Annotated in this window: 14 protein-coding genes; 5 read left to right on the top strand and 9 right to left on the bottom strand. The window is 61.2% G+C overall.

What is annotated here, in order from left to right; genetic code table 11:
* Positions 1-3 precede the first annotated feature (3 nt).
* On the top strand, positions 4-657 hold the full coding sequence (gmk, locus tag P9M14_12675; protein MDP8256597.1) for a guanylate kinase: 654 nt from the start codon (positions 4-6) through the stop codon (positions 655-657).
* Positions 654-2,819 carry a bifunctional (p)ppGpp synthetase/guanosine-3',5'-bis(diphosphate) 3'-pyrophosphohydrolase gene (locus P9M14_12670; GenBank protein MDP8256596.1) on the top strand — a complete coding sequence of 722 codons (2,166 nt, stop codon included), beginning with the start codon at positions 654-656 and terminating at the stop codon, positions 2,817-2,819. The genes gmk and P9M14_12670 overlap by 4 nt, the downstream gene beginning before the upstream one ends.
* Before the next feature lie 72 nt (positions 2,820-2,891).
* Here P9M14_12670 and rpmB read toward each other — a convergent pair whose 3' ends face one another.
* The 3 genes from rpmB to purM all read right to left on the bottom strand — a co-directional run bounded on the left by rpmB (position 2,892) and on the right by purM (position 5,676).
* Entirely contained in the window at positions 2,892-3,083 is a 192-nt protein-coding gene (rpmB, locus tag P9M14_12665) for a 50S ribosomal protein L28 (protein ID MDP8256595.1), read from the bottom strand.
* Positions 3,084-3,150: 67 nt separating this feature from the next.
* Positions 3,151-4,629, bottom strand: coding sequence for a hypothetical protein (locus P9M14_12660; protein ID MDP8256594.1), 1,479 nt, complete (start codon positions 4,627-4,629; stop codon positions 3,151-3,153).
* A 3-nt stretch (positions 4,630-4,632) separates the two neighbouring features.
* Positions 4,633-5,676 carry a phosphoribosylformylglycinamidine cyclo-ligase gene (purM, locus tag P9M14_12655; GenBank protein ID MDP8256593.1) on the bottom strand — a complete coding sequence of 348 codons (1,044 nt, stop codon included), beginning with the start codon at positions 5,674-5,676 and terminating at the stop codon, positions 4,633-4,635.
* A gap of 270 nt (positions 5,677-5,946) precedes the next feature.
* Between purM and fusA the strand changes: the two genes are divergently transcribed.
* Genes fusA through P9M14_12640 form a run of 3 tightly spaced genes read left to right on the top strand, consistent with a single transcriptional unit; the run spans position 5,947 to position 9,839 of the window.
* A complete protein-coding gene (gene fusA / locus P9M14_12650) occupies positions 5,947-8,037 on the top strand; it encodes an elongation factor G (protein MDP8256592.1) in 2,091 nt (696 codons plus the stop codon).
* Between the two features lie 47 nt (positions 8,038-8,084).
* The gene (locus P9M14_12645; GenBank protein MDP8256591.1) at positions 8,085-9,317 is read left to right on the top strand and encodes a hypothetical protein; all 1,233 of its coding nucleotides are present in this window, start codon (positions 8,085-8,087) and stop codon (positions 9,315-9,317) included.
* Positions 9,318-9,839, top strand: coding sequence for a hypothetical protein (locus tag P9M14_12640; protein MDP8256590.1), 522 nt, complete (start codon positions 9,318-9,320; stop codon positions 9,837-9,839).
* Here the strand turns inward: P9M14_12640 and P9M14_12635 are convergent.
* The 6 genes from P9M14_12635 to P9M14_12610 form a co-directional block, all read right to left on the bottom strand.
* Positions 9,836-13,318 (bottom strand): DUF4388 domain-containing protein, encoded by a 3,483-nt coding sequence (locus P9M14_12635; GenBank protein MDP8256589.1) that lies wholly within the window; start codon positions 13,316-13,318, stop codon positions 9,836-9,838. The genes P9M14_12640 and P9M14_12635 overlap by 4 nt on opposite strands.
* A gap of 56 nt (positions 13,319-13,374) precedes the next feature.
* Positions 13,375-15,732, bottom strand: coding sequence for a DnaJ domain-containing protein (locus tag P9M14_12630; protein MDP8256588.1), 2,358 nt, complete (start codon positions 15,730-15,732; stop codon positions 13,375-13,377).
* 122 nt (positions 15,733-15,854) lie between these two features.
* Complete coding sequence (locus P9M14_12625) at positions 15,855-16,619, bottom strand: type III pantothenate kinase (protein ID MDP8256587.1); 765 nt, start codon at positions 16,617-16,619, stop codon at positions 15,855-15,857.
* The gene (locus P9M14_12620; protein ID MDP8256586.1) at positions 16,603-17,592 is read right to left on the bottom strand and encodes a biotin--[acetyl-CoA-carboxylase] ligase; all 990 of its coding nucleotides are present in this window, start codon (positions 17,590-17,592) and stop codon (positions 16,603-16,605) included. The genes P9M14_12625 and P9M14_12620 overlap by 17 nt, the downstream gene beginning before the upstream one ends.
* Positions 17,589-18,440, bottom strand: coding sequence for a carboxylating nicotinate-nucleotide diphosphorylase (gene nadC, locus P9M14_12615; GenBank protein ID MDP8256585.1), 852 nt, complete (start codon positions 18,438-18,440; stop codon positions 17,589-17,591). The genes P9M14_12620 and nadC overlap by 4 nt, the downstream gene beginning before the upstream one ends.
* A gap of 3 nt (positions 18,441-18,443) precedes the next feature.
* A complete protein-coding gene (locus tag P9M14_12610) occupies positions 18,444-21,128 on the bottom strand; it encodes a valine--tRNA ligase (GenBank protein MDP8256584.1) in 2,685 nt (894 codons plus the stop codon).
* Between the last annotated feature and the right edge of the window lie 19 nt (positions 21,129-21,147).

Raw genomic sequence — 21,147 nt, 5'->3', positions numbered from 1 at the left:
ACGATGGAGCATCCGGGACGCGTTTTCGTAATTTCAGGGGCTTCGGGTACGGGGAAGACCAGCTTGGTCCACTGGCTGTTGGAACATGCCCAGGGGCTGGAGCTGAGCCTTTCAACCACCACCCGCGAACCGCGAAAAAACGAGCACAACGGCGAGCAATACAATTTCGTTGATCGAGAACAGTTCGAGCGCATGTTGCACAACGGCGAACTGCTCGAACACACCGAACTCTACGGCAACTTTTACGGCACCAGTCGCAGCGACCTGGAACGTATTCGGGCCAGGGGTGTGGACGTTTTGTTCGAAATCGACGGGATCGGCGCAGTGCAGATCAAAGGAGCGCTGCCCGAAGCGCGCTTGATCTTCATCGTCCCGCCGAGCATGGAGACCCTGCGCCAACGGCTGGAGCAGCGCGGAACCGACAGCGACGAGGTAATCCAGCGACGGCTGGCCAACGCTCGGCGTGAGATGTCCTATCTGGGCAGTTCCGAGTTCGTGGTAATCAACGACGAGTTCGACGCGGCGGCCCGGGACCTGCTTTCGATCGTCAACTACATCCGGGGCGGCGACGCACAACGGGCCGACGAGTGCCGGCTCGAACGCTCCCTGAGTCGGCTGGATCCGCAGATCGCGGCAGGAGCGGGTTTCAACAGATGATCAGGCTCAATGAAATTATCGACCGGGTTGCGAAGTACAACCCGGAGGCGGATCTCGATCTGATCCGTCGGGCCTATATTTTTTCGGCCAGAGCCCACGCCGGGCAGTTGCGCCAGTCCGGCGAGCCGTACCTGATCCACCCGCTGGAAGTCGCCAACCAGCTGGCCAACATGCGGCTGGACGTGGCCAGCGTGGCCACCGGGCTGCTGCACGACACGCTGGAGGATTGCGAGCAAGTAAATATCGAGCGGCTGACCGAGGTCTTCGGCAAGGAGATCGCGGGGCTGGTCGACGGCGTGACCAAGATTGGCCGCATGAGCTTCGGCAGCTCGGCCGAGGCCCAGGCTGAGAATTTCAAGAAGATCATTCTGGCCACGGCCAAGGACATTCGCGTGATCCTGATCAAGCTCGCCGACCGGCTGCACAACATGCGCACCATCGAGCATTTGAACAAAGAGAAGCAGCAGCGGGTGGCGCGCGAGACCATGGAGATCTATGCCCCGTTGGCCCAGCGGCTGGGGATGCAGGCGGTCAAGACCGAGCTGGAGGATCTCTCGTTCCGCGTGCTGAACTCCGACGAGTATTACAAGATCACGCTAAAGCTTAAGAAGGGGCGCCGCGAGCGCGAGAAGTATGTCCAGGAAGTAATTCGGCTGCTCAAGGAGATTCTCGACGAGCACGGGATCAAAGCCGACGTGATGGGCCGGATCAAGAACGTGCATTCGATCGCGTCGAAGATGACGTCGCAAGGCCTGAGCTTCGAGCAGGTGTACGACCTGATCGCCTTTCGTATCGTGGTCGAGGGATTGCAGGACTGCTACGAGGTGCTGGGAGTGATCCACTCGATCTGGAAACCGGTCCCCGGGCGTTTCAAAGACTACATCGCGCTGCCCAAGGACAACATGTACAAGTCGTTGCACACCACGGTGATCGGCCCCTACGGCGAGCGGGTGGAAATCCAGATCCGCACTAACGAGATGCACGCCCTGGCCGAAGAGGGGATCGCCGCGCATTGGCGCTACAAACAGGGTGTGGACTTCAATCCTCAGGACGACCACAAGTTCGCTTGGTTGCGGCGGCTGCTGGAGTGGCAGCGCGACCTGGAGGACCCCGAGGAGTTCCTCAACTCGGTCAAACTCGACCTGTTCCCCGACGAGGTCTACGTCTTTACGCCCCACGGCGACGTCAAGAGCTTTCCCAAGGGGGCCACGCCGATCGACTTCGCCTATTCGATCCATACCGAGGTTGGCAACAGCGTCAGCGGCGCCCGGGTCAACGGCTCGTTGGTGCCGCTGAAGTACCAGCTTAAAAGCGGCGAACGCGTGGAGATCATCACCAGCAAGAGCGCGCGCCCCAGCCGCGACTGGATGAAAATCGTCAAGACCCCCCAGGCGCGCAACAAGATCAACTCTTTTCTAAAGCGAGAGGAGCGCGCGCGGGCGATGAGCCTGGGGCGCAGCCTGCTGGAGAAAGCACTACGGCGCTACAAGATCAGTTTGAACAAAGTCGAGCGCGACGAGCGGATCGAAGAGATCGCCAAGAAGTTCGGCGCTGGCAATTTCGAGGGGCTGCTGACGCTGATCGGCTTTGGCAAGGTGACGACCAAGCCGGTGGTCTCAGAGTTCGCGCCCCAGGCGGCTTCGGACAAGCCCGAGCCCAAACAAGAGGGCGGCGCGATCAGCAAAATACTTTCTCCGTTGCGCGGTCGCAATCGGGGAATCAGAGTCAGCGGAGTGGACGACGTCGTGTTCCGCATCGCGCGTTGCTGCAACCCACTGCCCGGCGAGCCGATCGTCGGCTTCATCACCCGCGGCAGGGGGGTGACGATCCACTCCACCGATTGTCCGGAAGTCGAGGCCGAGGAGGAGGAGCGCAAGGTGGAGGTCGAATGGGACCTGGCCGCCAACGACCTGTCGCAAGCCACGATCCGGATCACGTCCGAGGACATCCCCGGGATGCTGGCCGCGATCTCCAAGGTGATCAGCACCGAGTCGGTAAACATCACCCGCGTGCACATCGAGACGACCCACGATAAGCAGGCCGACCACACCTTCAGCCTGCAGGTCAGGGACGTTAAGCAGCTGGATCACATGATCCGCGCCCTGCGTAAGATCAAGGGAGTGATCCGGGTCGAGCGGATGCGCAACCCGGTTGGGGGCTGAGGCCGAAGCGCCGGACGGCAAATAAAAAGGGCGGGCTCGCGGCCCGCCCCATATCGACGAATAGCAGTGCGGTTAAACCGCCTTTTGGACCTTGCCGGCTTTGATGCACGAGGTGCAGACCCGCACGCGCTTGACCGTACCGTCTTGGACGATGCGGATCCGCTGCAGGTTGGGCAGCTGCACTTTCTTGGTCTTGATGTGCGAATGGCTGATGTTGTAACCAACCAGCCTTCCCTTGCCGCATATCTCGCAAACTCTACTCATTTCAAACCTCTGATAAAAACGAGGGCGTTTATTTATCACAATCCGCCGGGCATGTCCAATCGGTTGCTCAGCGTTTTTTCATCAAACTTTTGGAAAAGATGTCCGCAGCGGTGATCGCCGAGATCGCCTCGCCCTCCATCTCCATTCCGGGCAGCACCGCGCGTCCGGCATAGAGCACCTCTTTTTGCGGGGTGCGGTTGGTCAGGTGCCCCAGGCCCAGCGTGTCGATCGGCTCGATGCGCGCCAGCAGATCGACGTCCAGGCGGCGCTTGTAGAGCTTGAAGCTCTCCTCGACGAAAATGCGGTCGATGTGCTCGTCCAGGAACGGGATCAGCCCGCGCAGCACCTCGACGATCCGCTCGGAGAGCTGCTTGGCGTCGTTCAGACCGAAGTCCTCGCGGAAGTTCAGCCGGCAGGTGGCCTGCAGCAGCCGCTTGCCCTTGGGCGCGTAAAACTCGTTCTCGCGGGGGCTGAGGTTGAGGAACAGCAGGTTGTGCGCCCACAGCTCGCGCTCGGGGTCGTGGATCAGGATCAGGTTGTCGTGCATGCCCACGGGCACCACATCGTCGTCAATGCCGACGTAGAGCGTGAACTCGGTCTGGATCAGCTGTTCCCACTCGCACAGCTCGCGGAACTGGCGGCGGTAGGCGCGCGGCAGCAACGTGGGGAAGAAGGTCTTGGGATTGGAGCTGACCAGCAGGTGCCGGCAGCGCACCTCGTCCTTTTCGCCGGGGAAGCGGATCGCCGAAAGCTTGCCCTTGCGAATTACGACCTCTTCGATCTGGTCGGCTTGGTGGAATTTGCCGCGATAGCTCGAGATGCGCTCCTTGAGCAGCGACTCGAGCAGGGCGATCCCGCCCTCGGCCGTGACCAGTCCGCGGTGGGTGCTGCCCAGTAGGTAGGCCGCGCGCAGCAGGGTGACGTTCTCGCATTGCAGGCTCGACAGGTAGTAGAGGATCGAGCGCACGATCTTCTGCGAAACGGTCGAGAGGTTGAACGAGCTGACGAACTCGTCGAACGACGTTTTCTCGTTCTCTTTGAGCGCCGCGGCGATCGGGCGTGTCGCGCGGTTGAACTTCCAGCGGTCCGAGGTCGAGGCCGGCGGATAGACCACGTCGCTGGCGAAGATCGTGCTCACCAGGTCGTGGTAGCGGTCGATCTCGGTGAAAAACGTGCGCAGTCCCTTGGCATCGGTTCCCAGGTTGTGCTCCAACAGCTGGAATTGGGCCTCGCGACCCGGAGGGAAGTCCAGTCTGCTCTGGGGCAGAATCAGCTGAAACGCTGGCTCGGCGAGCACGAACTTTTTTTTCTCGAGAAACGGGATGCCCAGCTCGTTGAAGATGTCGCTGAACACGTGCCCCTGGCCGAAGCCGAAGAAGAACGGCTTGGCCCGCCGCAGCAGGTAGCCCTCCTTGTGCAGCTCGACCTTGTCTGAGGCGACGTCGACGACCAGCACGTTGTATCCGCGCTTGACCAGCAGAGCGCCGGCGATCAGGCCGGAAATTTCCGTGCCGATGACAACCGCGTCGAAGAGCTTGCCCAACATTTGCTATTCGAATTGCAGCGCAGTCTCGTCGTTTTTACGTTCGACGATCTCGCCGATCACGCTGACCTTCTCGCCGAGTCCCTCGAGCCGGATCGAGATGTTGTCGGTCTCCTGTTCGGGGACGATCAACACCATGCCGATGCCGTTGTTGAAGGTGCGGTTCATCTCGGCGGTCTCGATTTCGCCGGAGCGCTGGAGGAACTCGAAGATCGGCGGGATCTCCCACGAGCCGTTGCGCAATATGGCGCGGCAGCGCGCGGGAAGGATGCGTGGGATGTTCTCGGTCAGACCGCCGCCGGTGATATTGCAGATGCCGTGGATCGGGAAGTCGCGCAGCAGGTTGCGCACCGTGCGCACGTAGATCTTGGTCGGCTCGAGCAGCTCCTCGCCCAGCGTGCGTCCCAGCTCGTCGATGTGATCCTCGAGGCCGCACTTCGTCCGGTCGAAGACGATCTTGCGCACCAGCGAGTAGCCGTTGGAGTGCAGGCCGCTGGAGCCGATGCTGATCAGCTTGTCGCCCACGCGGATCTGGCTGCCGTCGATGATCTCCTCGTTCTCCACGATTCCTACGCCGAACCCCGCCAGGTCGTACTCGCCGTCGGGATAGAAGTCGGGCATCTCGGCGGTCTCGCCGCCGATCAGCGAACAGTCGGCCTGGGAGCAGCCCTCGGAGATGCCGCGGATGACCTGCACCGCAGTATCGATCTTGAGCTTGCCCGTGGCGAAGTAGTCGAGCATGAATAGCGGCTGGCCGCCGTTGACGATCACGTCGTTGAGCACCATTGCCACCAGGTCGATCCCCACGGTGTCGTGCTTGTCCATCATAAAGGCGATCTTGAGCTTGGTGCCCACACCGTCGGTGGAACTGACCAGCACCGGGTTTTTCCACTGGTCGATGTGCAGCTTGAAAAGCGAGGCGAAACCGCCGATCTCGGTGATGACCTCGGGGCGGAACGTCGCGCGCACCAGTGGCTTTATTCTTTCGACCAGATTCGATCCCGCCTCAATGTCAACGCCGGCGTCAGAGTAGGTCAAAGATCGCTTCACTGGCAGTCTCCGCTGAGGTTGACTTTTGTTGGGTATGGCCTAATCCCAGATCTAAGGGCGATCGTAGAGTACCAAAAGACAGAATAAAGTCAATCGGTCGCCACTGCGCACCCTGGCCGGGATTTCTTGACAGTCGATCGTTATCGTGATACCAAGGTTCCCCTTTTTACGGGGTTTTCCCCCGAATAGCGATATACGGCAAGAATCGTTTGCGGCTGTCATCGGCCCTGTGGGCCGCAGGATGCGAAGCATGGAAAGGAGTCAGTTCTGATGAAGAGCCACGACCCCAGGCTGATCCGAAACATCGGCCTGTTCGGCCATGGAGGCTCGGGCAAAACGAGCCTGGCCGAAGCGATGTTTTTCAACGCAAAGATGCTCACCCGCCTGGGAAAAATCACCGATAAAAACACTGTGATGGATTGGGAGCCCGAGGAGATGGACCGCCAGGTCAGCCTGGGCATGGCAGTCGGATACATCAAGCACGGCAAGACGTTGATCAACCTGATCGATACGCCGGGCGACGCCAACTACGTGCCCGATGCCCGCAACGCGATGTCCGCGATCGACATGGCGCTGATGGTGATCTGCTCCGCCTCGGGGATCGAGGTCCAGACCGAACGCTATTGGGAGTTGGCCGTCGAGCAAAAGAAGCCACGGGCTTTGTATATCAACAAACTCGACCGCGAACGCGCGAACTTCGACGCCGTGCTCGAAGAAATCAAGCAGACGTTCAAGGTGATTCCGGTTCCGCTGGTTGTTCCCATCGGCCAGGAGGACGCCTTCGAGGGAGTGGTCGACGTGCTCTTGGGTAAGGCCTATCGCTACGCCAAGGACGGCTCGGGCAAGTGCGAGGAGATTCCGATTCCCGAGACGATGACCGACAGGATCGAGGAACTGCGCATGCAGGCCATCGAGTCGATCGCCGAGAGCGACGACGAACTGATGGAGCGCTATCTGGAAGACCAGGAACTCCAGCCCGAGGAACTGGTGGCGGCGCTGGGCAAGGGGCTGAGCCAGGGCTCGATCGTCCCGCTGCTCAGCGGTTCGGCCACGCTGAACATCGGCGTTGACCTGCTGCTCAATTTTATCGAGGGCTCGGGGCCCAGCCCGTTGGATGTCCCGCCGCTGCAAGCCCACGACGTATCCGATGTCGAGAAGCTGATCGAAGTAGTGCCCGCGACCGATGGCGCGTTCGCCGGCCTGGTGTTCAAGACGATCGTCGATCCGTTCGCCGGCAAGCTCAACCTGCTGCGCGTATTCCGCGGCGGCCTGAGCGCCAACGCCGAGGCCCGCAACGCCACACGCGAAGCGAACGAGCGCATCGGCCAGCCGTTAAAGATGCAGGGCAAGAAGCAGGAGCCGGTGGACGACATCGTCTGCGGCGACATCGTCGCCCTGGCCAAACAGCGGGATACCCGCACCGGCGATACCTACGTTGACGCCAAGGCGCCGCTGATTTTCGACATGATTAAAATCCCCGATGGTTCGCTCAGCTTTGCCATCGAGCCCAAGACCAAGGGCGACGAGGATAAAATCGCCAGCGCGCTGCAGCGGATCCAAGAGGAGGACCCCTCGCTGCATACCAGGCGCGATGCCCAGACCAAACAGCTGATCCTCACCGGCATGGGACAGGGGCATCTGGAGATGACGATCGAGCGCATTCGGCGCAAGTTCGGCGTGGAGGTGCTGCTCAAAGCTCCCAAGGTGCCCTATAAAGAGACGATCCGCGCCTCGGTCAAAGAAGTGCGCGGCCGCTATAAAAAGCAGACCGGCGGTCGCGGACAGTTCGGCGACACGGTGATCAACCTCGATCCACTGCCCAGCGGCTCGGGATTCCAGTTCGTCGACAAGATCGTCGGCGGGTCGATCCCGCGCCAGTACATCCCCGCTGTTGAAAAGGGAATATCCGAGGCCGCCGAGCGCGGTCACCTGGCGGGCTATCCGGTGATCGACTTCCAGGTCCAGCTGGTCGACGGCAGTTATCACACCGTGGACAGCTCGGAGATGGCGTTCAAAATCGCCGGCTCAATGGGCTTCCAGACGGCAATGCAAAAGGCCCAACCCACGTTGCTCGAACCGATCGTCGACATGGAGATAACCGTGCCCGAAGATAAGACGGGCGATGTGATGGGCGACATGAACAGTCGGCGCGGCAGGGTGCTGGGCATCGACAGTAAGGGCCGCAACTCGGTGGTGCGGGTTCAGGTGCCGCTGGCCGAGGTGCTGCGCTACGAGCCGGACCTTCGTTCGTTGACCAGCGGCAAGGGCTGCTACGTTTCGAGCTTCAGTCGCTACGAGGAAGTGCCGCACAATCTGCAGGCGAAGATCATCGAGGAAAGCAAACGGGAGTCCGAGGAATAGTTGCGGTTGGAAAGTGGCCACGAACGGCTTTTGCTGGAGCCTGAACCGTGAATGAGAACTACACAGGTGTAAAACTCACCTGGGAAGAGCTGCCCGAACAGGTAAGAAGCATTCTGCCCCAAGACGCCGGACCCGGCGTGCGCATGGCGGCGGCCAAGGGACTGCTGCCGATGGGCACCCAGGAACTGGTGGTCACCCTGGTCTACCTGCACCGGGACGATGACGAGCAGATCGCCAAGGCCGCGCAGGAGAGTATCGACGAGCTGCCGCCGAACCTGATCGATACCGCGCTGGCGTCCCAGGCTACTCCTTGGCAGGCGCTCGATTTCTTCGCCCGCAGGGAGTTGGCGCTGCCGGCGATGTACGAGCGCATCCTGCTCAATCCCACCTGCGCTAACGAGACGATAATCTTCCTGGCCGAGACGCTGACCGACATCGGCCTGATCGATATCATCGCCGCCAACCAGACGCGGTTGGTGCAGGCTCCGCAGATTTACAATGCCCTGAGACGCAACTCAGCTGTGCCGCGGGCGATCCGCGATCGCGTAGAACAGTTCCTGCGGTTGTTGAATATCGAGGCGCCCGAAGATCGCGAGTTTGAGGAGTTCGCCCCGCCGGTGGCGGAAGGGATCGAGCCCCAGGCCCCGGAGGCCCCCTCCACCGAAGCTTCGGCCATGGACGAGGCCGTAGAGTCGGCGGAGCATGGGGAACAATACGACGATTTGGTCTTCGACTCGATGTCCGAGAAGGAGCTCAAGCAGCACGTCGACCTGGATAAGCTGGCCAAGGAGAGCTTCGAGAAGGATGAGGAGTTCGCCAAGGAATTCCTGGTCGATCCCGATCAAGAGCTGACCGGCACGGAACGCAGCTCGATGGCCTTCCGCGTCAAGAAGATGAGGGTCATGGATCAGATCAAGATGGCGCTTAAGGGATCGCTGGAAGCCAGGATGATCCTGATTAAAAGTCCCAACAAGATAATCCAGGAATGCGTGCTGCAGAATCCGCGGATCACCATCGAGGAGGTGCTCAAGCTCTCGCGCGACAAGACTGCGCGAGAGGAGCTGATCAGGATTATCGCCAACAGCCGCGAGTGGACCAAGAACTATCAGACGAAATTGGCGCTGGTGAACAATCCCAAGACACCGATCCCGTTGTCGCTCAAATACATGACCATGCTCAACGACCGGGACTTGGCGCATCTTTCAAAGAGCAAACAGGTGCCCGGCATTTTGGCTGTTACCGCGCGCAAGGCGCTGGCCGATCGCCAACGGTTTAAATAGTTGACTGACCAGGATCGCAAGGATCGCCCCGACTATCTTACGCCGCAGGTCAATCAACTCTCAGCAGAACAACTGGCCGCCGAAGAACAGCTCTGGAGCGAGGTGTGCGCAGCGGAACTCGACCAGCAGACGCACAACCGCTACGTCGGATTTTGTCTGCGCAATTCTCTGATCAAAACGGCGATCCGCCGCTATAGCGAGTCGGTGGACGACGAGCGGCTGCCGATCGAAAAGCGGCGCATCGCCCGGCTCAACCGCCAACATCTGATTCAGGTCATCGCAATTCCGACGCACGCCAAGAGTCTTGAAGAGCAGGAATCCAAGATCTGGCTGGGGCTGGTTCTGCCCAGCGTCTTTGGCCTGGTATTCGGATTGACGATGACGATCTCTTTGGCCGGACGCTGGCGGGCGATGGGCATGACGCTGACCCTACTGTGCACGGTGATTCTGGCGGGATATCTGTACTACAAGGCGCGGATCAGCGATCAGTTGACGGGCGGCGGCAAGAAAGAATCGCGCTAGCCTTTATTGCGGCGAAAAAGGCTCTTCAGACGATCGACGATTAAATCCTTGAGATAGACCTTTTCGGTGTTGCTGCGCGAGGACAGCAGCTTGAGGTCGCGCTGCACCTCGGGGACGTTGGGCGCCAGGGCGGCGGCCTTTTTCAACCAGGCGATCGCCTCCTTGGTGCTGCCGCGTGCCTTCTGAATTAGCCCCAGGGCGTACCAGACTTCCCAGGCGTCGGGATCGACCTTGGACGCCTCGCGTGCGGCATCCAACGCCTCGTTGCGCTGTTCCAGTCCGGGCTCACCCTCGGCCGCGCTGCGCCAACGGCACAATGCCACCAGCGATTTGGCCGGACCAGAACCCGGGGCGAGCCGCGTTGCCCGGGAATATGCGGCCTGGGCGGTCTGCATGTCCTTATCGCGCAAAGCGTCCCATCCGAGCTCCATGCACTCGCGAGCCGTGTTCAACTCTTTGACGCGGTGGATCCTGTCGCGTTCCTTGCGCGACTTCAACGTGCTGGCCACCGCGGTCCTGCCCTCGGAGGTCGAAAGGATCCAGTCTGCGTCGGACAGTCGACGCCGGATTTGGTGGACCAGCACCTTGGTCACTGAGTCGGAGTCCATCAGATCGGCGTTGTCCAGAGCGGAGAGTTCCTCGATCTTTTGCCGGTAGGCGCCATCGACGTCTTCGTCCTCGGAGTCGATCGACACGTCAAGGGCCTGAACGTAGTCGACGCCGTACAATTTGTCGTAGCGCTTTTCAAGCTCGTCGCGCAGCAGCTGCAGCTCCTCGTTGCCGGCCTTGGTTTGCTGTCGTCGACGTTCGTGCCACTGACCCGAGTGCAGCATTCTGAAGCCGTGGAGCGCCTGCAGATTGCGCGGATCGAGCTCGAGGGTCTTGTCGAACTCCTCCTCGGCGAGTTCGATTTTGTGCTCGTCCAGATAGATTCGCCCGAGCACCGCGTGGGCCTTGGCCAGGGTCGGATCGGAGTTGAGCGCCTGGTGCATAATACCCTTGGCCTTTTGAAACGCCTGGGCTTTGGAGATGCCGAATCCGGAGTAATCGCGATACAGACATTCGCCGTAGCCGACCAAGCTGTGAAGGTCCTCGCCGTGGGTGGCGTGGGAGCGCTTGAACAGCTGGCCAGCGCCGCGGATGTCGTTGGCTTCCAACATCGATTGGGCGCGTTTGCGCAGGGTCTGGGCCTGTTCAAGACACTGGGAGAGGGTGGCCTCGTCCAGCGGCTGCTCATTGCGCTCGAGCTCTTGCTGGTACAGCTCGTGTTTATGCGGATCGCTGATCGTCTCGTAAGCCTCGGTCAGCCGATGGAAGATTTCGTCGGCCATCTCCTGGATCAACAGCGGGCTGTTGGCGTAGATCTTCGGCGGCCTGATGGTCTCGGCCAGGTCGAAGTAGATCTGTCGCGCCTGCCGCGGGTCGTCTTCCGGACTCAAGCTGAGCAACTCGTAGAGGTTCTTGGCGGCTTGGGCCTGGTACCAGGATTCGATGTGCGAGATGTAGGCCTTCAGCGCCTCGCTGTCCATGACGTTGCGTTTGATGTTCTGTTGATCCAGGCGCTTCCGCCGATAGATCTCCCGCAGCTCGATCAGCGTCTGGGCGTGGTTCGGACGCAGGTCGGCGGCGAACTCCAGTGAGTTTTCCGCCGAGGGCATATCGCCGGAGTGCTTGTGGGTCAATCCCTTGAACAGGTGGCCGTCGGACAGGTTGGGGTCGAGCATCAGCGCGTGATCGATCAGCTCGCGGGCGCGTTCGTTCTTTTGCTCGTCGGCGGTAACCAGGGCTTCGTTGAACAGCGCCCATCCGCTCCAGGCGAAGTACTCGCCGCGCAGGGGGTCGAGCTGCGAAGATCGCTCGAACAGCTCGAACGCCGCGCTGTATTGGGCGTCGTCGAACTTCGCTCTGCCGTTGACGAACTCCAGCGAGGCGCGGATCACGTCGGCCTTGTCGACCGAACGGGTGTCGGGTTCCGGGGCCGGCCTGACCGCGTTGGGATCCAGGTCGGGCAAGGCGAACGAGGAGTAGGCGGAGTGCAGGATCAGCAGTGAGGCGTCGGCCCTGGCGCGGGCGATGGCCGAAGCTTTAGAGAACAGCAGGCGGTTGTGCAGTGAGGTCGCCGCGACAATGTAGGCCTTTAACGCCGAATCGGCGTCCTGCTCCTGATCGAGCTCGAGCGCCTCGGCCTCGGTTGCGCTGCGCAGACGGTTGTAGAGCGTCTCGATCTCGTCCATATAGGCGTTGACGTCGTTATTCTTGGAGCGGTCGGGTTGCCCGTAGGGGATGCCCCCCTGCTGCGGGTGTTCGGAGGCGGGCAGCATGTCGAGCTTGACCGACCCGAGCATGATCATTCCCAGCGTCAGCGCCCGCACGTCGAAGTCTCCCATGTCGGTCGATTCAAAGACATCCGACGCGTTGGCCGAACCGTCGATCGAGGAGGCGAAGCGCTTCTCCTGGCTGCTCAGCGACAGGTTCGGAATCTGGAACGGGCCGCCGACCACCGGGTGGATGTAGAACTTGGACAGCTCGCTGAACTCCTCCTCGAGGCCGCTGGGACTGTAGTAGCGGCGGATTCCCTCGAAGACGATGGCGCTCAGATCGATCTGCAGCGCCAGGTTTAAGCCGGGCACGCCACTGAGCAGCTCGAAGTAATAGGCGCCGACGCGGATCGAGAACAGGTCGACGACGATCCGAGCGACGTGTTCGGAGAGCGACTTGTAGAGCTGGTGCGGCGTGAGCACCTGCATCTGCAACAGCGCCTCGCCCTGTCGGCGGTCGTGCTCGATCATCTGTTGCAGCGATTGCACCAGCGTCGGTTGGTCGATCACGCCGCGTTTTAGCAGCATCTGGCCCAAGCTCTGTCCGCACGAGCGGCTCGAGGCGTAAACGATCTTGCCGCGCTTGAAGTAAACGCAGCGCACCGACTGTCCGGCGACAACCCGTAGGGCGCCGGTCTCCTCGTGTTCGGCGATCCACGACAGCAGCCTGCCGACGCGGATATTCTCCAGGCTGCCGGCGAGGTCCAACTTGGCCGGAGGCGCGGCGTCGATCTCTGAGCCCTTAATGCGTTTTTGATCGAGCTGCTGCAACTGTTCCAGGGACATGCCCTCGAGGTGCAACGAGAGTTTCTGCTCCAGCTCGTCCAGGGTGAAGGGCTTGATCAGCAGGTCGTCGGCGCGGAACTTGAATTTTGCCTGTTGAGCAATTTTGAAGTTTTTAAAGATCGAGCCGATCAGCAGCACCGGCGTCTGACGGCCCTCGGCGGTCTCCTTGATTGTCAGGCAAAGCTCGGCTCCGCTACGTTTGGGCAGCAGCGATTCGATGATTATCAGGCCCCAGCCCGGCTTCTTTTTCAGCAGTTCCAGGGCCTGATCGCCGTTGACCGCGCGTACTGCGGTTTCACCGCGAACGTTGAATACCTCGCTGAGGAATTCCCATTCGCCGTCGTCGTTTTCAACGACAAGGATCCGACTAGCCATTGGGATCCTTAGGGGTTCTGGTCATTCGCGGCTCCTAGGAAAAAGGATAATTCGGGCTAGAACAGCTTTTTTTTGTACCACGGGGTTTGGTCGTCCGGCTGTTCTTTTTTCGATTCGGTCTTGGTCGACTTACCCTCGGCGGATTCTTCCTTGGGGCGGCCGTAGAGCAATTTGCCGAGCAAGCCGCTCGAGGAGCTCTCCTCGTCGTCGATGCGCGACTTGATCAGGCGCATCTCGCGCAGGCTCTCGATGTGTTCGTCGTCAATGTTCAGCGCTTTTTGAAACAGCATCCGGGCGCGCGGCAGATCGCCGAACACGCGATACATCCGGCCCCAGAGGAAGAGTACGTCCGGATTATCAGGTCCCAACGCTTGCGCTTCGCGGAAGGCTTCGTCAAACCGCATCAGCGTGCGCGGGCCGTCCGCGCTGCTGCGGAATTGGTTCATGAACTCGCAGTAGACCTTGTAGGCCACGTACTGGGCGTTCTTCGGATCCTGCTGGGTGAGTTTGTTGAACACTTCGAGGGCTTGATCCCAGACTCGGTCCTTGACCAGCATCAGCGCCTGCTTGAACTGGTCCTCGGGTCGCGTGCCGCCCCTGATCTTGGCGGCGATCGCCTTCTGCTGCTCGCTGACGCGCAACGAGCGCTCGTACAGCCGCCTGGTCTGCTCGGAAATCAGCACCTGGTAGGCCTGGTTGATGCGCATGAACAGCTCCTCGGCCAGCGGTTCGATCTCGCGGTTGAGGGGCATGTTGCGCATGTGGTCCGGGTGGAATTTCTTGGCCAGTTTGAAGTAGGCGTTCTTGATTTGGTCGCCGTCGCAATCCATCGGCAGGTTGAGAATCTGGAAGTGGTTGGCGTTCTCGATTCGTTTGAGGTAGTCCTCGATTTCGACCTTGAGTTCGGCGATTACTTTGCGCTGATCGTCGTCGACCCGGAAGGAGAGGCTGTCCTTACGGCGGCGCATAATGTCGCGCAGAGTGCGGCGCACGCTGCGGTTCTCCGAATCGATGCGCAGCAATCGGCGATAGTATTTGGCCGCCTCCTCGAGGTTGCCGTCGGATTCCATGGCTCCGGCAATGGTCAGCAGGCTGCGCTCGCACATTCCGTCGAGCGACAGCGATTTTTTAAGTACGCTGATCGCGTCCTTGCGCGAGATTTTGTCATTGGCGGTTTGCAGCGACAGCTCGCCCTTGATTCCGTGGTACTCGCTCTCGGTCGGATAGGTGTCGATCGCTTCCCGGATCGATTGCAGCGCCCGCGTCGAATCGCCGATCGTCATCGCGTTGCAGGCGTCGAAGTAGGGCAGCAGGCTGCGCAGGCGGCTCTCGCGGCTGGATTGGAACTCCTCGTGATGCTGCATCATCGCCACGTAGCGTCCGCTGTCGCGGAAGCGTTTGTAGCCGCCCAGGGTCTCGAAGGCGATGGTCAGATTTTGGAATATCGAGTCGGCAATCTGGCGCGTCTCCGGATCGCTGCGGGTGAACAGTTTGTCCTCGTGATAGCGCTGCGACAGCGTGTAATACGCACGACGAAGCTGCTCGTCGTCGAAATCGCGTCCGATGCGCAGCATCTCGAAGTAGTTGCGCTCCTCGATCTGGCCGCGCTCCTGGTGCACCCGCCTTGCGAACTCGAGGTCTGCCGCGTCGCGCTTGTTGTCCGGAGCCGCTTCATGCTCGATCGGGGTGCTGATCGAAACGACGCCGGCCATGCCCAGCACGAAGATCAACGCCAGGACGCGCTTGTGCTCCATGGTTTCGGTCAACGAGAGGTTCTCGATGGTCTGAGTTCCGTCGAGCATCCGCAGCAAGCGGATCTCCTCCGACTTCAGGTGCATCGCCGCCTGGATATCCTGTGTCGGCCTGAGTACCTTGACGATGCTCGACATGTCCTGCTTCAGGGCGTGCTCCAGTCGGCGAACCCCGAGGCCGGAGTGCATTTTGTTCCAAACCGCGGCGGAGATCTTATAGCTCATCACCAGGCCGCGCAGGTTTTCCGGGGGCTCCTCGCCGAACTCGAACCAATACTCGCCGTCGGGCCAGCACATCCACTCGATCAGGCGGTTCTCGATGTTGGTGCGCAAGTGTTCCTGCATCTGGTGGCCGCTGATCAGGCCGGATTCGACGATCAGTTCCTCGGGTTTACGCTCGTTTTCGACGGCGCGGGACACAACGTCGAATACGATCGTCTTGTCGATCCGTTGCTCGTCGCACAGCACCCGGATGATGCCTTCGCGAATCAGCGAACTCTCGACCAGCATCGGCAGGCCCATGCGGAAGTAGATTTTCTTAAATACGCTGTCGCGGGTTAGGTACAGCGCCCCACTTTCCCGTTGCTGGTTGATCCCCAATAAGACCGCAGCCGGGTGCGTATCGCTGAACGATCCGGCGAATATGGATACTGCTTTGGGCATGTCTCTTCTGCTGCTTTTTTCTTCTGCTATGTCAAAAGCATAATCTATTTCGATGATTACGCATGGTCAAGAGAATTTTGTTAATAAGCACCATACATAGATGGTCAATTGTAGCGCTTGAATTACGGATTGCGCTCGAAAATTACCCGTAGGCCCTCCAGGGTCAGCATATTGTCGGTGTGCTCAATCCGCGTGGCCTCGATTGAGATTCGTTCGGCCAGGCCGCCGGTGGCGATGACAACGGGGCTGCCGTCCATCTCCTGCGACATGCGCTCGATCAGTCGATCGACCAGCCCGGCGTAGCCGTAGAGGATGCCGGACTGGATCGAGTTGACCGTGTTGCGTCCGATTACCCGTTTGGGTTTGGTCAGCTCTACGCGCGGCAGCTTACTCGCCTTAAGAAACAGCGCCTCCATGCTGATCGTAATCCCCGGACAGATCGCCCCGCCCAGGTATTCGCCGCGCTCGCTGATCGCGTCGAGGGTCGTGGCCGTGCCGAAATCCACGACGATCAGGGCGCGCTTGAAACGCTCGTAGGCCGCCACCGCGTTGACAATGCGGTCCGCTCCGACCTCGCGCGGATTGTCGTAAAGGATCGGCATCCCGGTCTTGATTCCGGGGCCGACCACCAGCGGCCGCACGTTGAAATAGATCCGAACCATGGCCTCAAACGATTGGAGCAGGGGGGGAACCACGCAGGAAATGATCGAGCCGTCGACCTGTTTACTGTCCAGGTCGCTGTGCTGCATCAACTGCAGCAGCATCATCCCGTACTCATCGCAGGTCTGCTTGACGTTGGTCGCCAAGCGCCAGTGTGCGATCAGCTCTTGGTCCCGGTAGATCCCGAGGACGATGTTCGAATTTCCGACATCAACTACCAGCAGCATCAATCACTCCTGTTGCCGGTCGAATCGTCACCTCTCCGGAGTTCAGGCACAACTGCTCTCCATCCATTGTGACGACCAGCAGCCGACCCTGTTGATCGATCCCTTCAGATCGGGCCTCCAACGTGCGATCAGCCAGATCAACTTCGATAACATTATCTTTGATAACATCTAGTTTGCTATATATGGATAATACTTTACTTAAACCTGCCTTCAGCCACTGAGCATACCATTTATCCAGTTGCAACACTATCTGGGCGACCAATTCGCCGCGCGCAATGCAACGGCCGGTCAGCTCCAGCAGGCTGGTGGCCGGACGATCGATACGGCGCGTCAGCTCGCGGCGGTCGATGTTGACGTTGATCCCGATCCCCACGGCCGCGCGCACCAGGCTGGTTTCCACCAGCGCGCCCTCGACCAGGATGCCGGCGAGCTTTGCGCCTTGGGCGTAAATGTCGTTGGGCCATTTCAGTCCGACCTGGATTCCGGGCAGAGAATTGAGCGCCGCGGCGCAGGCGGCTCCGGCGACCAGCACCAGCTCGGACGCGCTCTGGGCATTGAGACGACGCTCGAACAGTCGTGTGAGGTAGATATTGCAGCCCGCGGGCGAAACCCAATCGCGTCCGCGCCTACCGTGTCCGGCGCGCTGGCTGTCCGCGACCACCACGCAGTCCTGTGAGGGCTCCAGACTCAGGGCCAGGCTGTTGGTCGAGTCGCACTCGCGCCGGAAAACAACGGGCAGGTTCGAGCCGGCCTTGAGCAGCCGACGTTCGATCTCGATTTGGCAGTAGGGCGATGCGGATTCAAGCAGGCGGTAGCCGCGGCCCGCGGTCCCCTCGATGCGATATCCTTCGCGCCGCAAACGGGTCACGCCTTTGTGAACCGCGGCGCGGCTGACTCCCAGCAGCTCGCCGAGCTGTTCGCCGGACAGCGTGTCTTCGCGCTCCAGCAGGTTAAGCGCGGCGGCCCAGCTCATTCGTAATACTTCATCGCGATGTCCACCGCCTGGGACGAGTGAGTCAGGGCGCCGACGCTGATCCGGTCGACCCCGGCCAGGGCGACTTCCCGCACGCTGCGTAGCATCACGCCGCCGCTGGCCTCGATCAGGGTCTGGGGACGGGTGCGGCGGATGATTTTAACCGCGCGGCGGATCATCTGTGGCCGCATGTTGTCCAGCAGGACCTGCTCGACCTCGGCCTCGAGCGCCATCTCGAGCTCTTTCAGTGTGCGCACCTCGACCTCGATCGGCAGCGGCTGCTCCATGCGCGAGCGCGCGATGGCCACGGCCCAGTTCAGCTGGCCGCAGGCGTCGACGTGGTTGTCCTTGATCAGGATTGCGTCGTACAGGCCCATGCGGTGGTTCTCGCCCCCGCCGTGAACCACGGCGGCCTTTTGCAGCATGCGCAGACCGGGCATGGTTTTACGCGTGTCCACGATCTTGGCGTGGGTCCCTTTGACCGCCGCCACGTAACGCGCGGTGGTGCTGGCGATGCCTGAGAAATGCTGCAATAGGTTGAGCGCCACGCGCTCGCCCGCGAGCAGCGCGTAGACCGGACCGTGCAGCCGCGCCAATTCGGTTCCGCGCTGGATCCGCTGGCCGTTCTCCACGAACTGTTCCCAGTGCACCTTGCCGGGCACGATCTCGAAAACGCGTGCGGCGCAGTTGATCCCCGAGACCACGAGTTCCTGGCGGGCGACGATCCGCGCCGAGCCCTCGATCCGCTGTGGCAAAGTCAGATGCGAGGTGATGTCGCCCGGTCCCAAATCCTCGCGTAGGGCCTGGCGTACTACGCGACTGATTTCACGTTTCAGCGCCCCGGACATCGCTCAGACCGCACTTTCGCTGCGGATCAGTTCAATGCGTTCAAGCGCGTCGGCGAGCTTGGCTTTTCGAGCGTCGAGCTGCTCGTAGCGCTCGCGCTCGAGCTGGACCACCTCTTCGGGCGCGCGGGTGAGAAATTTCTCGTTGCCCAGCTTGGCCTTGATCTTGGAGAGGTCTTTATCGACCTTGTCGATCTCTTTGTTGAGCCGCGTGCTTTCGGCCTCGAGGTCGACCAGGCCGGCCAGCGGCACGTAGATCGTGATCGAGCCCAACGGCGCCACGGCCGCGGTCTTCGGGCGCTGGGCCGCGGGATCGACAATCAGGCTCTCGAGCTTGGCCTGGTCGCGCACCAGGTCGGCCAGTCCGCGCAGCACGGAAAGCTGCTGCTCGTCGCCGACCGCCACGGCCTGCATTTTCACCGAGGGGGCGATGTTCATCTCGCCGCGGATCGTGCGGATCGCGGTGATCGCCTCGATCGCCAGATCCATCTTGCTCTCGGCCTCGTCGTCGACCAGCTCCTGGCCCAGCGGGTTGAACTCGCTGAGCATGATCGTCTCGCCGGTGCCCGGCAGTCGCTGCCAGAGATCCTCGCTGACAAAGGGCATGAATGGATGCAGCATGCGCAGCAGGGAGTCCAGCGCCGTGCACAGCACGTGCTTGGTCAGCTCGCGCTGCTCCGCGGGCGCGTCGTCGTCATACAGCGCGGGTTTGATCAGCTCCAAGTACCAGTCGCAGAACGTGTGCCAGATGTAGTCGTAGGTCAACATCGCCGCGTCGTTGAAACGGAACTCCTCGATCGCCCGGCCCACGAGTTGCGCCGTGTGCCGCGACTTGGAGAGGATCCAGCGGTCGGGCAGCGACTGCGGGCAGGGCGCTTGCGAGGGACGCTCGAAGCCCTCGAGGTGGCTCAGGGTGAAGCGCGCGGCGTTCCAGATTTTGTTGGCGAACCGGCGGTAGCCGGCGATGCGTTGTTTGGAGAGTGCGACGTCGCGGCCCTGGGCCGCTAGGCTGGCCAATGTGAAGCGGAACGAATCCGCTCCGAACTCGTCGACGATCACCAACGGGTCGACTACGTTGCCCTTGCTCTTGCTCATCTTCTGACCGTGCTCGTCGCGCACCAGGGCGTGGATGTACACGTCATGGAACGGCACGTCGTCCATGAATTTGAGCCCCATCATCATCATCCGCGCCACCCAGAAGAACAGGATGTCAAAGGCCGTAACCAGGCAGCTGGTGGGGTAGTAGGTCTTGAGCAGGTCGGTCTGCTCGGGCCAGCCCATGGTGCTGAACGGCCACAGCGCGCTGGAGAACCAGGTGTCGAGCACGTCCTCTTCCTGGACCAGTTTGCCGCCGCAGTTGGGGCAGCTCGTGGGATCGATCTCTTCGACTAGCAGCACGTCGGGGCATTCGGGGCAGCGCCAGGCGGGGATGCGGTGTCCCCACCAGATCTGGCGGCTGATGCACCAATCGCGGATGTTCTCCATCCAGTTGTAATAGGTCTTGGTCCACAGCTCGGGCACGATCCGCGTGCGTCCATCGCGCACCGCCTTGATCGCCTGCTCGGCCAACGGTTTGGTCTTGACGAACCACTGCACCGAGAGGTTGGGCTCAATGATTTCCTTGCAGCGGTAGCAGTGCCCCACGGAGCTCGCGTAGTCCTCGACCTTGTGCAGCAGCCCCTGGGACTCCAGATCGGCCACGGCCGCGGCGCGCGCCGCGTTGCGCTCCATGCCCGCGTAGCGCCCGGTCTCTTCCACGTCCGAGGCGATGACTCCGCGCTCGTCGATCACCTTGACCATCGGCAGGCTGTGTCGCAGGCCGATCTCAAAGTCGTTGGGGTCGTGGGCCGGGGTGATCTTCAGCGCGCCGGTGCCGAATTCCATGCTCACATAGTCGTCGGCGATCACCGGGATCTGTTTGCCCACCAGCGGCAGGACCACCTGCTTACCGATGAAATCCGCGTAGCGTTCGTCCGCGGGATTAACGGCCACCGCCGTGTCGCCGAACATCGTCTCGGGCCGGGTGGTGGCCACGATCAATTCGCCGCTGCCGTCGGCCAGCGGATACTTGATGTGCCACAAATGGCCCTGCTGGTCCTCGTGCTCGACTTCGAGGTCGCTCAGTGCGGTTTCGCAGCGCGGGCACCAGTTGGTCAGGTACTGGCCGCGATAGATCAGCCCCTCTTTATAGAGGGTGACGAACACCTTGCGCACGGCTTTGGACAGCCCCTCGTCCATTGTGAACCGCAGGCGGTCCCAGTCGCAGGAGCAGCCCATGTGCTTGAGCTGTTCGATGATCCGGTCGCCGTACTGTTGCTTCCATTCCCAGACGCGCTCGATGAACTTCTCGCGGCCCAGCTCGTGGCGCGAGCTGCCCTCGGCGGCCAGTTGGCGCTCGACCACATTTTGGGTGGCGATCCCCGCGTGGTCCGTGCCGGGCATCCACAACACGTTGTGGCCGATCATCCGGTGGTAGCGCGCCAGGATGTCCTGCAGCGTATTGTTGAACGCGTGCCCCATGTGCAGCGAGCCGGTGACGTTGGGCGGGGGGATCACGATCGAGAACGCCTCGCGTTCGTCGCCCTCGCCGGCGCGGAACGCGCCGATGCGTTCCCAGTATTCGTACCAGCGCTGTTCGAGATCGTCGGGGCTGTAGGTCTTTTCCATCTCGTTGCTGCGGCTATCGCTCATCATCGTCCTCGTCAACCCA

Origin of the sequence: Candidatus Alcyoniella australis (assembly GCA_030765605.1) — a bacterium.
Lineage (GTDB): Bacteria > Lernaellota > Lernaellaia > JAVCCG01 > Alcyoniellaceae > Alcyoniella > Alcyoniella australis.
The sequence above is the reverse complement of the archived record's forward strand: the minus strand, read 5'-3'. Positions and strand labels throughout refer to the sequence as shown.